The 13935-nt window shown below is 43.3% G+C and carries 12 protein-coding genes; 4 read left to right on the top strand and 8 right to left on the bottom strand.

The annotated features are described in order from the left end of the window. Nucleotides 1–99 precede the first annotated feature (99 nt). From B6K83_RS14615 to hutC, 3 genes are read right to left on the bottom strand one after another with little or no spacing between them, the layout of a single operon-like run. Entirely contained in the window at nucleotides 100–2130 is a 2031-nt protein-coding gene (locus B6K83_RS14615) for a urocanate hydratase (protein ID WP_085285666.1), read from the bottom strand. Nucleotides 2131–2144: 14 nt separating this feature from the next. Then, the gene (gene hutH / locus B6K83_RS14610) at nucleotides 2145–3647 is read right to left on the bottom strand and encodes a histidine ammonia-lyase (protein ID WP_085285665.1); all 1503 of its coding nucleotides are present in this window, start codon (nucleotides 3645–3647) and stop codon (nucleotides 2145–2147) included. Between the two features lie 15 nt (nucleotides 3648–3662). After that, complete coding sequence (gene hutC, locus B6K83_RS14605) at nucleotides 3663–4373, bottom strand: histidine utilization repressor (protein WP_085285664.1); 711 nt, start codon at nucleotides 4371–4373, stop codon at nucleotides 3663–3665. 213 nt (nucleotides 4374–4586) lie between these two features. Here hutC and hutI point away from each other — a divergent pair, with 213 nt between their 5' ends. Both hutI and B6K83_RS14595 read left to right on the top strand, forming a co-directional pair. Beyond that, entirely contained in the window at nucleotides 4587–5822 is a 1236-nt protein-coding gene (gene hutI, locus B6K83_RS14600; protein ID WP_085285663.1) for an imidazolonepropionase, read from the top strand. 142 nt (nucleotides 5823–5964) lie between these two features. Next, the gene (locus B6K83_RS14595) at nucleotides 5965–8064 is read left to right on the top strand and encodes an EAL domain-containing protein (RefSeq protein ID WP_158088364.1); all 2100 of its coding nucleotides are present in this window, start codon (nucleotides 5965–5967) and stop codon (nucleotides 8062–8064) included. Here the strand turns inward: B6K83_RS14595 and rraA are convergent. After that, on the bottom strand, nucleotides 8061–8546 hold the full coding sequence (gene rraA, locus B6K83_RS14590; RefSeq protein WP_085285661.1) for a ribonuclease E activity regulator RraA: 486 nt from the start codon (nucleotides 8544–8546) through the stop codon (nucleotides 8061–8063). The two genes, B6K83_RS14595 and rraA, sit on opposite strands and share 4 nt — an antisense overlap. Before the next feature lie 167 nt (nucleotides 8547–8713). Between rraA and B6K83_RS14585 the strand changes: the two genes are divergently transcribed. Beyond that, nucleotides 8714–10084, top strand: coding sequence for a GGDEF domain-containing protein (locus tag B6K83_RS14585; RefSeq protein WP_085285660.1), 1371 nt, complete (start codon nucleotides 8714–8716; stop codon nucleotides 10082–10084). Next, entirely contained in the window at nucleotides 9972–10715 is a 744-nt protein-coding gene (locus B6K83_RS14580; RefSeq protein WP_085285659.1) for a putative bifunctional diguanylate cyclase/phosphodiesterase, read from the top strand. The genes B6K83_RS14585 and B6K83_RS14580 overlap by 113 nt, the downstream gene beginning before the upstream one ends. A gap of 37 nt (nucleotides 10716–10752) precedes the next feature. Here B6K83_RS14580 and B6K83_RS14575 read toward each other — a convergent pair whose 3' ends face one another. The 4 genes from B6K83_RS14575 to B6K83_RS14560 all read right to left on the bottom strand — a co-directional run bounded on the left by B6K83_RS14575 (nucleotide 10753) and on the right by B6K83_RS14560 (nucleotide 13844). Continuing rightward, nucleotides 10753–11139, bottom strand: coding sequence for a gamma-butyrobetaine hydroxylase-like domain-containing protein (locus tag B6K83_RS14575; protein WP_085285658.1), 387 nt, complete (start codon nucleotides 11137–11139; stop codon nucleotides 10753–10755). A 28-nt stretch (nucleotides 11140–11167) separates the two neighbouring features. After that, the gene (gene hslU, locus B6K83_RS14570) at nucleotides 11168–12496 is read right to left on the bottom strand and encodes an HslU--HslV peptidase ATPase subunit (RefSeq protein ID WP_085285657.1); all 1329 of its coding nucleotides are present in this window, start codon (nucleotides 12494–12496) and stop codon (nucleotides 11168–11170) included. Between the two features lie 23 nt (nucleotides 12497–12519). After that, nucleotides 12520–13038, bottom strand: coding sequence for an ATP-dependent protease subunit HslV (hslV, locus tag B6K83_RS14565; RefSeq protein WP_085285656.1), 519 nt, complete (start codon nucleotides 13036–13038; stop codon nucleotides 12520–12522). Nucleotides 13039–13289: 251 nt separating this feature from the next. Beyond that, nucleotides 13290–13844: an SPOR domain-containing protein gene (locus B6K83_RS14560; RefSeq protein WP_085285655.1), complete on the bottom strand. Its 555-nt coding sequence runs from the start codon at nucleotides 13842–13844 to the stop codon at nucleotides 13290–13292. Nucleotides 13845–13935: the final 91 nt, after the last annotated feature.

Below are 13935 nucleotides of genomic sequence, written 5' to 3'. Positions count from 1 at the left end.
AATTGAGGCTAAGTTAGCTTAAAGACAAAAAACCGGCATCCGCCGGTTTTTTAATTAGCTTGAGTGCACGCTTCACAAGCTAGCGCCAAGCCAAAGCCTTTATAACGATAAGCGAGTTAAAATATCATCTTCAACTACGTTCGCTAAGGTGACTTTTAGTTTCGGCGTTCTTGCCATTTCACGTTTAATGGCAAAATTAGCTTCTTCATTACGCGCCCAACTGCGACGGGCAATACCATTATTAACATCAAACAATAACATCGACTTTAAACGGCGCTCAGCCGCTTCACTGCCGTCAAGTAACATGCCGAAACCGCCATTAACCACTTCACCCCAACCAACGCCACCACCATTATGGATAGAGACCCAAGTTGCGCCGCGAAAGCTATCACCAATAACATTGTGAATTGCCATATCCGCGGTAAATCGGCTACCGTCATAAATGTTAGAGGTTTCACGAAACGGTGAGTCAGTGCCACTAACATCGTGGTGATCTCGACCAAGCACTACTGGGCCAATTTCACCGTTGTTGATGGCATCATTAAAGGCTTTGGCTATTTCCATCCGGCCTTGCGCATCGGCATATAAAATACGGGCTTGCGAGCCAACCACGAGTTTATTTTGCTTGGCGTCTTCAATCCAGGTGATGTTGTCTTGCATTTGTTGCTGAATTTCTGCCGGTGACTCTTGCATGATTTTTTTCAGTACGCGTGCGGCAATAGCATCAGTTTTATCTAAGTCTTCAGGTTTACCAGAGGCACAAACCCAACGAAATGGACCAAAACCATAGTCGAAACACATAGGGCCGAGAATATCTTGCACGTAAGACGGGTATTTAAAGTCAACGCCATTTTCGGCCATGACATCACCGCCAGCGCGTGAAGCTTCTAATAGGAAGGCATTACCATAATCAAAGAAGTAAGTACCACGAGCTGTGTGCTTGTTAACGGCATCAGCATGGCGTTTTAATGTTGCTTGTACTTTTTCTTTAAAGACATCTGGCTGTTCACGAATTAAACGATTCGACTCTTCATAGCTGATATCAACCGGGTAATAACCGCCCGACCAAGGATTATGTAATGAGGTTTGATCTGAGCCTAAGTGTACATAGATGTCGTGCTGATAAAAGTGCTCCCAAACATCAACAATGTTGCCAATATAGGCAATCGAGACCACTTCTTCATGCGCTTGTGCAGCTTTGACACGGGCGATGAGCTCATCCATGTTATCAATGAGTTCATCCACCCAACCTTGTTGGTGGCGTTTAATTGCGGCTTTAGCATTAACTTCTGCACAGACGGTAACACAATTGGCAATGTTGCCCGCTTTTGGTTGCGCGCCACTCATACCGCCTAAGCCGGCAGTCAGGAATATCTTACCTTTAGGGTTTTCGCCTTGTTTAAGCACTTTACGAAATGCATTCATCACGGTAATGGTAGTGCCATGGACTATGCCTTGAGGGCCAATGTACATAAACGAGCCCGCTGTCATTTGGCCGTATTGGGTTACCCCTAAGGCATTGAATTTTTCCCAGTCATCGGGCTGCGAATAATTAGGGATCATCATACCATTAGTCACCACAACGCGTGGTGCATCAACAGATGAAGGAAATAAGCCCATCGGATGACCTGAGTATAAATGTAGCGTTTGATCGCTTGCCATCTCACTTAAGTACTTCATGGTTAATAGGTATTGCGCCCAGTTTTGAAACACAGCACCATTACCGCCATAAGTAATTAACTCTTCGGGGTGCTGAGCAACCGCAGGGTCTAAGTTATTATCGACCATTAACATAATAGCGGCCGCTTGTTGACACTTTGCTGGGTAGTCAGCAATCGAGCGCGCTTGTAAATGATAACTTGGCTTAAAGCGGTACATATAAATACGGCCAAAGTCAGTAAGCTCTTGGGCAAATTCAGTGGCGAGTTCTTGGTGCCACTCGCTTGGAAAGTAGCGTAAGGCATTGCGTATCGCTAATTGCTTTTCTTCGCGCGTTAAAATATCTTTTCGTTTTGGCGCGCGGTTAGCATCAGCCGGGTAAGGTTTCGCACTTGGTAATACACTGGGAATACCTTGCTTGATACTGGCTTGAAAAAGCGCGAGTTGTTGAGGGTTCATTGCTGTATCCATAGTTTAGGCTCCGGTTATGCGGCAAAGCTGACAGTAAAGGCTTGCGATCTCACTAACGCGATCATGGCATCAATATCAGGCTTTAAAAGTCTGTCATCTTCAAGTTTTGCTACTTTGGTGCGGATCAAGGCAAAATTTTGCTCAATAATGTCTGAGCATTTATTTGGGCGTCTAAAGTCAATCGCTTGTGCAGCATACATTAATTCGATCGCTAAGATTTTCTCTAAGTTGCCTAAAATTTGATTAAACTGTCGGCTCGAAATACTGCCCATTGACACGTGATCTTCTTGACCCATCGAGGTTGGGACACTGTCAGCCGATGGCGGGAAACAAAGTGATTTATTTTCAGTCACTAACGCGGCTGTGGTGTATTGCGGGATCATCATGCCGGAGTTTAAGCCGCCAGATGCCGTTAATAAACGTGGCAAACCGTGTAAACCTTCGAGTAATAAGTAACAACGGCGATCGGCGATATTACCTAACTCTGCTGCGGCTATCGAGGCATAGTCAAGCACCATGGCTAGCGGTTGGCCGTGGAAGTTGCCACCTGAAATTGCCTCTTCGCTGCTGATGACAATAGGGTTATCGGTCACTGAGTTCATTTCAATCTCAGCCAGATCTTTTAAATGCTGATACGCGTGACGAGAAGCGCCGTGCACTTGTGGTATGCATCTAAGCGAATAGGGGTCTTGTACGCGATCGCAGTTGGTATGTGAAGCCATGTTTTCTGAATTGGCAAAAAATTGTCGCATCCGGCTGGCTACCTCAATACTGCCAGGGAAAGGGCGCGTGTCATGTAGCTCGGCTCGAAACGGTGATTGACTGCCTTGCATACCTTCAATGCTCATGGCACCGGTCAAATCTGCTAAGTCTAATAAATAACGCATTTTGGTCAGGCCGGTGATGGCATGAGATAAGATAAACTGTGTGCCATTAATTAAGGCTAAGCCTTCTTTGGCATGTAGCTCCATTGGTGCTAAACCATGTTCTTTTAGTGCTTGCTCGGCAGAAACAATGTTGTCACCTTGCCAAAACTCACCTAAACCGAGTAATGGTAAAAATAAATGTGAAAGAGGGGCTAAATCACCAGATGCCCCGACTGAGCCTTGCTCAGGCACGACAGGAATAAGGTCGAGCTCAAGAAAAGTTAGCATTCTTTCAACGGTTGCTAAGCGAATACCTGAAAAACCTTTACTTAAGGCATGCACTTTCGTGATCAGCATTAGCTTGGAAATGGCTTTGGCTATTGGCTCACCAACACCAACAGCGTGGGTGATCAGTAAATTTTTTTGCAATAAATTGGTTTCATCCGGCGTGATTTGGGTATCACATAGCGGGCCAAAGCCGGTATTAATGCCATAAACGGCTTTATCAGACGCCGCCATTTTTTCAACTCTTTGACGACTGGTGTTAATTTTATCGATTGCGGCTTGGCAAAGTTCTGCTTTGATTGTGCCATTAGCAATGTCATTGACCGTATCAAGATCTAGATGGTCGATACCATATTTAAACGTCATACGAACGCTCCTACTTTAAAAAACTAAGTGGCTACCTAAACGGTATTTATTACCGGGTGCCGTCAAAATGGCTAAGCTGACCACACCTTGGCTTGACCAAGTGCGGCGTTTAACCTGTAAACAAGGTGTGTTGTGTGTAATATTTAATAGTTCACACACCTGTGGTTTGGCAAGAATGGCTTCAACTTCGTGGGTTGCTTCGGTGAGTGGCGCTTCTGCTGATAAGTATTCATGCGGGGTAATTTGGGTAAAGTCTTGGCGCAAATAATTGCTGACCAGTTTCGGGTTAACATAGCGCTGTTCTAATTGAATGGGGCTATTGTTCTCAAAGTGCAGTACACTGGAAAAATAGGCGTAATAACCAACATCTAGGGCGAGTAATATCGCCATCTCTTCCGTGACTTGCACCGTTTTTAGCTGCAATTGCTGGGCATGATAATGGTGACCACGATCCTGAATTTCATCAGCGATATTGCGAATCTCTAACAGTGAAGATTGCGACTTGAAAGTAGCCACAAATGTACCTGAGCCTTGCGAGCGCAATAACAAGCCTTGATCGGTCAATTCTTGTAAGGCACGACGCGCCGTCATGCGGCTGACCGAAAACTGCTCTGACAATTCATTTTCTGATGGCACTTTACTGTGCTCTGGCCAGTGTCCTGACTCTATCATTTCACAAATATATTGTTTAATGACTTTATATTTGGCGGTTTTTACTGATGTCATTGTTGTGCCTAATATTGGATAATACGCAAAGGAAACTTTAACTTGTATATACAATCTCACTTTTTTTCTTTTAGGTCAATAGTTGTATATACAAGCTTGCTAGTTATTTTACGATCAGCTAAAGTTACGCCAACAGCAACCTGTATTGACTCCTGTGTTTGCGTGCATGCGCGCTCATAAATGCGAGTTATCAATAGATACTTTGGAATTACTATGTCGATAAATACCAACACTTGGCAAACGCTATGGACGGATGTCAATTTAGCGACCATGACTCAAGGCGCCGATGGCTATGCCAGTATTGAAAATGGCGCACTGGCCGTTGCCGATGGCAAAATAGCTTGGCTCGGCGCTATGGCTGATTTACCAAGTTATGATGCTAATACAGTTAAGGTTATTGACGGTCAGGGGGCTTGGTTGACGCCGGGCTTAATCGATTGTCATACCCATATAGTGTATGGCGGCAATCGCGCCAATGAATTTGAAATGCGTCTTGAAGGCAAAAGCTATGAAGAAATTGCCAATGCTGGTGGTGGTATTGTTGCCACAGTTACAGCGACCCGCGCTGCCAGTGAAGCTGAGTTATTTGCTAGTGCCTTAAAACGGCTAAACACTTTACATCAGCAAGGTGTGACCAGTATTGAAGTTAAATCTGGCTATGGTTTGGATACCGAAAACGAAATTAAAATGCTCAAAGTAGCGCAGCAATTATCACAAGCATTACCTGTGACAGTGCAAAAAACCTTTTTAGGCGCTCACGCCTTGCCAGTTGAATATCAAGGCCGCGCAGATGCCTATATTGATTTAGTGTGTCATGAGATGATGCCAAAAATTGCCGCGCAAAATTTGGCAGACGCCGTGGATGTATTCTGTGAAGGCATTGGCTTTAATTTAGCGCAAACTGAAAAAGTGTTTGCCGCAGCCAAGGCGCACAATATAGCCGTGAAAGTTCATGCAGAGCAGTTATCTAATTTAGGGGGCACAGCGTTAGCGGCGCAATACCAAGCGTTGTCTTCAGATCATATTGAATTTTTAGATGAAGCAGGCGTTAAAGCCATGAAAGCGGCGAATATGACGGCGGTATTGCTACCCGGCGCGTTTTACTTTTTACGAGAAACACAGCTGCCGCCAATTGATTTATTACGCCAGCACGGCGTAAGCATGGCCATTGCCACAGACGCTAACCCAGGTTCATCACCCATTTGCTCAATTCAATTGATGCTCAACATGGCCTGTACGCTATTTCGATTGACGCCAGCAGAAGCGTTAGCAGCCGTAACCTGTCATGGTGCTAAAGCCTTAGGCTTAGCTGACAGCAAAGGACAGCTCGCCGTGGGGTATGATGCCGATATTGCCTGTTGGGATATTCAACAACCCGCAGAGCTTTGTTATCAATATGGCGTTAACCCGCTGCGTCAGCTGATGCAAGCAGGTAACATCGTTATTTAAACGTTGTAAAATTTTCACTACCATAAAACAGTGCCCACGCTAAGTTGGCACTGTTTTTTTATGCCACTAAGCGGAGTCGGTTACTGTACAAAGTCAGAGCCAGCGCATAGTCTTAATCTATACTATGGTTTTGGAGTATCACATGGTTACCAATCAAGCAGTGCGTTTGTCGTTATGTTTTTGGGTTACGATTAGCGTTAGTAGTTACTTTATGGCGTTTCCCGCGCTGGCGATGAGTACGCCTTTTAGTTTTATTGAGTTAACTATCGCATTTATTTTAGGGTTAAGCTTACCTGTGCTGTTGATTGTGGTGGTCGGCCAGTCCACGGTAATCTATCGCCAATACTTACCTCTACTGCTGACGTTAAGTTTGCTGAGCTTACTTTATGTAGTGAGTAGGGAGTCTACAGAGTACTTGCCGCTAAGCCTATTGCTCAGTGTGATATTTTTACAAACTAGCTGTTACTGGTCTTTGCAGCTGTTGTGCCAAGCACAAACCGTCGTGACAAAAGTGCAACAATGGATAAAGAATACGAGCTTTATTTTGCTGTTAGTACTTTTTGCTTGCCTGCTTTATACCTCAATAGTACCTTTGAACATAGCGTGGCTAATATTTGTTGTTTTGCAGCTCGTGCTCATGATGTTTTATGTTTGGAAAACAGCAACCACTCATGAGAAAATCAAGATTAGCGGCAATATATTGCTGGTGGCACACCTGCTATTGGCAATTAGCGTCTATGTTAGTTTGCTCGCTAAGGGGTCTATCTACTGGCTTGTTATTGTGGCTGTGCTTAGCTATACCTTACTCATTGCCGCGGCCTGTCGGCAGGTAGTTAACACCCGAGCGCAAACTCGCCAATCTGTTAAAGCCTTGTCTAGCGTTATTAACGAACCTCTTGGCGTTGATCCCGCCACTAATCTGCCTCATTACCAATATGCCTTGTCTTATTTTCAGCAGTGCATAAATCGCCAAAGCTCTGCTCAATATGCCGTTATTGTATTTAAACCTATTAATTTTCAGCAACTTAATGCCGAGTTAGGCCATCATAATTCAGATATGCTTTTGTTGCAGTTAGCCTATAGTTTGCAGAAGTCGCTTGTTACGCAGAAAAGGTTATTAAATTTTGCAAACACTGAGCCGGCGGTACGAATGGCACGTTTACAGGGTCTACACTTTTTAGTAGTGATGGATTTGCAGGGTAATAAGCACAGCCATGAACTTGTTGTTGAACAGTTCTGCCAAGAGTTAGCACGGGCAGTGCCAGGACCGATGAGTTTTCAAAGTTTTTCTTTGGTGTTTAAACTCGCTTTTGGGGTTGCTTATGTCGACCAAGGTAATAGTAATGCTAGTGAAATAATTGCGTTTGCAGAAGATGCGTTACTACAAGCCGATAGTCAGCAGCAACAGGTAAACTTTTTCAATCAAGAGCTAGCGGCTTATAGTCAGCAGCAACTCCTGAAAGTGACACAATTAAAAGCTGCAATTGCGCAGCAAAGTTTGTATTGGTGCCTACAACCACAAATAGAGTTAAAAGCAAAGCAGTTAAGTGGCTTTGAGTTGCAGCTGTTTTGGCAGCAAGATAAAAATAATACGTTAGGTTTTGCAGAGATAATGGCCCTTGCCGCATATAGTGGAGATGTGTTTACGCTCAGTCGGCAAATGGTTACCCAGGCATTTGATAGCTTAAGGCAGTTGCAAGATTTAGATTGTGCCTTACCTGTGGCAATAAAATTAACGGCTGAAAGTTTGCTAGAGCCAGTTTTGATAGATTATATCGAGCAAACCGCAGAGCGCTATCAGCTTGACTGTCGTCTCTTAGCCGTGGAAGTTAACGAAGCTATTTTATTGATGTCGTCACCGCAAGCGAAAGCCGCCATTGATCAACTCAAGTCGCTCGGTGTACAAATTATTATCGATGACTTTTCTGGTAGTCACCAAGCACTGCGCTACATACGCCGACTGGCTATTAATGGCATCAAAATTGACTGCAGTACCTTGTCGCAAGCTGTTGCGGGGGCTCCGGATAAAGCCATTATCAATGCTTTAATCACGCTTACCAGAAAAATGACCATTCCTTTAGTGGGTAGCAATATTAATAGTTTGGCGGCAGAGCAAACCTTTATCAGTATGGGAGGTGAGTACGCACAAGGCCAGCATTATGGTGCTGGTATCACGTCAAAAAATTTGCCACGCTGGTTAGCAGCATGGCAAGCGCAATACCCGAACGAGTTAAACGATTAGTCGATATCTAGGGGGTCTGGGGATAAAATAATGCCAGTGTTGTCGGCATAAATATGATCGTCAGGTAAAAAGGTTACACCGGCAAAATTTATCGCGACATCACTTTCCCCTAAACTGCTATCGCTAGCTGCTACAGGAATCGATAATAAGCCTTGAATACCTAGGTCAGTGTCTTCTAAAGCATCAACATCGCGCACGCTACCATAGCAAATAATGCCTTCCCAATTATTTTTGCTTGCTAGTTCGGCGATATTAATATCGATTAGTGCGCGTCGTGTTGAGCCACCACCGTCTATAACCATGACTTTACCTGTACCGTCGGTATTAGCTAGCTCGGCAATCAGACCATTGTTTTCAAAGCACTTCACGGTCACAACTTTGCCGCCAAACGAGCTTCGGCCTCCGTAATTACTAAATACAGGCTCAAGTACATCGATTAAATCAGTGTAGATATCACATAACTCTGACGTATTATATTCCATAGAAGTTTCCTCGTAGCGGCTTATCTTCTCTAGTATAACGCCTGTAAACACAGGCACAACTGCTAAGCTATTATAGTTGTTAAATAAATATAGGTAGCGCAGTTGCTTGTAATTAACCAAGAAACATTATTTAATATTGTTATTGTCTTTCCATATGAGTTTTCTGCATGCTTGAACAGGCCGCTAATTTAAGCATAGTGTATTCTGTAGAGACGCTTGTTTTTAGCCTGCTTGCCCTGCTCTTTTTTTTCTATTATCGCGGCCTAGTCCGTCAGTACTTGAAGTACTGGTTATTGAGCTTATCTGCCTTAGCGGTGAATCAATTAGCATTAGCAGGGCAACATATGTTTACCGAGCAAACGGTAGGAAGTTTGCTTGATATTAGTTTTGAGTTGCTGCGCCAAGTGAGTCATTACTTACATTTTGTGTTTCTAATCTTGGGTATTTATAGTGCCAGTCAACAAGAAAAAATTTCGTCACGACTGTTGGTCATTAATACAGTTGCCGCTGTCATACTTGGCGTTGGCGCTACACTAATATACGGTTTTAATAGTGACAGTGTATTTAATCGCTTTTATTTACGAGAAAGTTTAGCGGCGTTTATTTTTGGCGCTGGTTTTATAGCAGCGGGTTGCTATTTATATTTTGCCAATATTAGACACTTTTCAGGGCGGATTTTATACGTTTACTGCCTGATAGCAGGGCTACGTTATGGTGCCTACTCCTTTGCCTCGATAGTTTATTTAACAGACGACTGGTTTCGTTACCTGACACAACACTTAGTCTATATTGATATTGGTCTCAATACTGCGCTTGGTTTTGTGTTGTTGATTTGGATGCAAGGCGCAGAAAGAAACATCGCGGCGACCGCTATCAACAGAGCAAAATACTTAGGTAAGCATGACATGCTAACGGGGGTATTAAACCGAGAGCAAGTGTTAGAGAAACTCTCAAATGAAATGAAGCTAGCGCAGCAAACCAATAAAAAGCTTTGTGTATATTTACTTGATATTCAAAGATTTAAGTTTGTTAATGACACCTATGGTTTAAAAGCTGGAGACTTTATTTTAGAAGAAATTGCCCGTCGCCTTAATCAAAGTATATTGAAACCAAAAGTGGTAGGGCGCTTAAGTGGTGATTCATTTATGTATGTCATTGATTTTAATAACGAGCAGCAGCAAGTCATGGCGGCAGAGCATTTACACGCGCTCATTGCTCAGGCTTACCAAGCGAATCAACATGACGTACATTTACAATGTTGTGTGGGCTATTGCGAGTACCCTACTGATGCAGACAACGCTGATGACTTATTGCAAAAAGCCAACTTGGCATTATTTCAAGCAGAAAGCCACCATTTACAAACCGTTAAGTTCAAAGACGGCATGCAAGCACAAGGCCGGCATTTGTTGACAATGGAAAAAAGAAATGCGCCGTGCCCTAGCAAATGCAGAATTTATATTGCATTTTCAGCCACAGTTAAACTTAAAAACCAATCGCCTAGAAAGTGCAGAAGTATTAGTGCGTTGGCAGCACCCTGAGCAAGGTTTATTGATGCCAGGGCTATTTTTTGATGACATTGATGCCTTAAACCTGTTTAGCGAACTTGATAATTATATTTTGGAAAAAACCTGCCAGACTATGCAGAAGTGGTATCAAACGTATCAACGCCGCGTACCGTTAGCCATTAATATTACCGCGGTCGAATTTCAAGCGCCTAATTTCATTAGTAATATTCAAAGGCTGCTGGTTAAATATCAAATACCGCCTATTTACCTTGAGTTTGAAGTCACGGAAAATGTTGTCATCACAGATATTGAATTAGTGATGAAAACCATGGTCGTGTTACAAAATATGGGCATCAAAGTGTCGATTGATGATTTTGGCACCGGCTATTCATCGTTAGCGTATTTGCGGCGCTTACCGATAGATAAAATTAAAATAGATCGCAGCTTTATCCAAGATGTCGCGAGCAACGACTCCGACTTAACCATAGTGAAAACTATGGTTGAGCTATCACATGGTTTAGGTAAACGAGTATTAGCAGAAGGTGTTGAAAGCAAAGAGCAACTGCAACTGTTGCGCAATATTGGCTGTGATGCGGTACAAGGTTATTTTGTTAGCAAGCCTATTAGTGAGCAGGCATTTACTAAATACTTGATACGAAAATAGGCGCTTATTAAAGCGCTAACAAGTCGTTGTAAGCGGCTTACTTAACTTCTTTTATGGCAATGGTTGCCTCGCGGCTATTGATGGCGTTGCTGGTACTGTTTAGGTATTGCTGCCAATGTTGCTGAAATTGTGTTGCTAACATTAGCAAGTAGTCAGGGCTATAGATGCCACTATAGCCATCATCAAATAGCAACCGGTAACCGTGCTTTGCGACTGACTCTATTTTTAACAGTTGTACTTGCTTTTTATGATAAACCGCCGGCGGAAAGCGGCTTGATTGACCTTTGTCATCGGTTGGAGCAAACACGCGTAAATACTCAAAACTTAACGTAAAGTTAGTTTCGCGTTGCGGGTTGTCATCGTCAAATTGCAGCGCCAAATTTGCTGCTGCTTGGTCGATAATAAAACGCTTAATATCACTCATGTTTACTCCAAAGCCTCAGAGAGTTTCATTATAAAATAAAGCGGCTTAAATCTTCGTCTTTAACTAATTCAGACAAAATATTTGCGACAAACTCAGCATTAATGACAATGCTTTCACCGGCCCTGTCGTTAGCAGTAAATGACAGCTCTTCGATTAAACGCTCCATCATGGTGTGTAAGCGGCGAGCGCCAATATTTTCCGTGCTTTCGTTAACTTGCCAAGCGGCATTGGCAATGGCTTGAATACCATCGTCACTAAAAGAAATATCAACCCCTTCAGTGGCGAGTAAGGCAATATATTGCTCGGTTAATGACGCGTTTGGCTCTGTTAAAATACGCACAAAGTCTTCAGTGGTTAGTGCTTTTAACTCGACTCTGATCGGCAATCGGCCTTGTAACTCAGGAATTAAATCAGAAGGTTTAGCCATTTGAAAAGCCCCTGAGGCGATAAACAAAATATGATCTGTTTTGACCATACCGTGTTTGGTGCTGACAGTAGAGCCTTCAACTAAGGGTAATAAATCTCGTTGTACACCTTCTCGCGAAACATCCGGTCCTGAGCTATCACCGCGTTTACAAATTTTGTCAATTTCATCAATAAAAACAATACCGTTTTGCTCCACTGCATGTAGGGCTTTTTCTTTGATATCGTCTTGATTAACAATTTTGGCTGCTTCTTCTTCTTGCAGCGCTTTAAAGGCGTCTTTAATCTTTAATTTACGCTTCTTGGTTTTGTCGCTAGACATGCTTTGAAACATGTTTTGCAATTGCGAGGTCATGTCTTCCATGCCTGGTGGTGCCATGATTTCAACGCCCATTTGCGGGGCAGCTAAATCTAGCTCAATTTCTTTATCATCGAGTTGACCTTCGCGCAGCTTCTTACGAAAAACTTGTCGCGTGGTACTGTTATCGGCGCTGGTATCATTACCAAAACCATCGCGTGGTGGTGGTAATAAAACGTCTAGAATACGCTCTTCAGCCGCTTCTTCAGCTAAATGTTTTACGCGCGCCATTTCTTGCTCTTTGGTCATTTTGATTGCCATGTCGGCAAGATCGCGAATTATGGTTTCGACTTCTTTGCCAACATAACCGACTTCGGTAAACTTAGTCGCTTCAACTTTTATAAAGGGGGCATTGGCAAGTTTCGCTAAACGGCGGGCAATTTCGGTTTTACCCACACCAGTTGGACCTATCATCAAAATGTTTTTAGGGGTCACTTCTGTGCGCAGCTCGTCATTGAGTTGCATTCGGCGCCAGCGGTTTCTAAGGGCAATGGCTACGGCGCGTTTGGCTTCGCTTTGGCCAACAATATGGTTATCAAGTTCATGAACGATTTCACGGGGTGTCATATTTGACATATTAATTCCTTACAAATTGGCGCTTATAGCTCATCAATGACATGGTGCTGGTTGGTAAATACACAAATATCGCCAGCAATTTTTAATGATTTTTCAACAATTTCTTTTGCAGAAAGCTCTGTGTTCTCTAACAGGGCGGTGGCGGCAGATTGGGCAAAGTTACCACCACTGCCGATGGCAATTAAGTCATGCTCTGGCTGAATAACATCACCATTACCGGTAATGATCAAAGACGCGCTTTCATCGGCTACCGCGAGTAGCGCTTCTAACTTTCGCAAGGCCCGGTCGCTACGCCAGTCTTTGGCAAGTTCAACCGCGGCTTTTGTTAAATGGCCTTGATGAATTTCAAGCTTGCTTTCAAAACGCTCAAATAAGGTAAAGGCATCTGCCGTACCACCGGCAAAACCGGCCAGTACCTTGTCATTGTATAAACGACGCACTTTACGCGCGTTACCTTTCATTACTGTATTGCCAAGCGATACTTGACCATCACCACCGATGGCAACTTTGCCATCGCGTCTGACTGAAACAATCGTAGTCACAATTAACCTCTTACATCTTGCCGACCGAGATAGTTGGCTTGTTTTATGTAGTTTAGATAAGGTGTGACTGCGGCTTTTTCAAGGGAGTTAAGAGAATTATCACCAGAACAGGGTTTACGAACTGAGACACAATCGCTTGCTGGCGTTATTTTTGCTAAACCGTCGCAGGTTTTAACTTTTGTTACAGTCACTTATGAAATAGCTAAACAAAATTAGCTCGCATAAGTGACGTCAAGATTTTTACGCGGTTATTAATTCCAACCCCAAATTTTGCAGCCGTGTATGGCGTTATTTTTTAATTTGTGGCGATCTTTTTCCGCACTGCGCTTTTTATCATACGGGCCAAGGTACACTTTATACCAAGTAGAGCTTGTGCCTTTGGCGCTATCAATTTGTGCCACTAGGCCAGTAAAGGCAATTTTTGCTTTTAATGACTCCGCTTGCTTTCGGGTTCTAAATGAGCCGCATTGCATGCGATAAGGGCCTTTTTGCACTACCTCATACTCTCCAACTTCTACTTGTTTACTTTTTAGATCATCAACATAGCGCCACTTTTCTTCAGGAGGCTTGGGCAATTCTTGGGTTTTTTGCGGTTTTGGGCTTTGCTGTGGTGTGGTAATTGCCGCAGGCTCTTGATCTTTGATACTCCACAAAAGATAAGCAAAGCTTGGAATCGCGAGCACTAAAAAAGCGCTGATTAATTTTACTTTTAAAGAGCTACTAGGGGCGGGCTCAGGTGTTTTTTTATACGGACTTTTTTTGTTGTTTTTTGCGCGTGAACGGGAAACGTAATCTTGATGTGCCATGGAAAACTTAAACTAGAAGACTTTCGCCAATTCTAACCAACTGGTAAAAAAATAGCATCAACTGAAAGTACTTTATTTTTACAGCTTAGTT

The organism is Colwellia chukchiensis, assembly GCF_002104455.1.
Lineage (GTDB): Bacteria > Pseudomonadota > Gammaproteobacteria > Enterobacterales > Alteromonadaceae > Cognaticolwellia > Cognaticolwellia chukchiensis.
The sequence above is the reverse complement of the archived record's forward strand: the minus strand, read 5'-3'. Positions and strand labels throughout refer to the sequence as shown.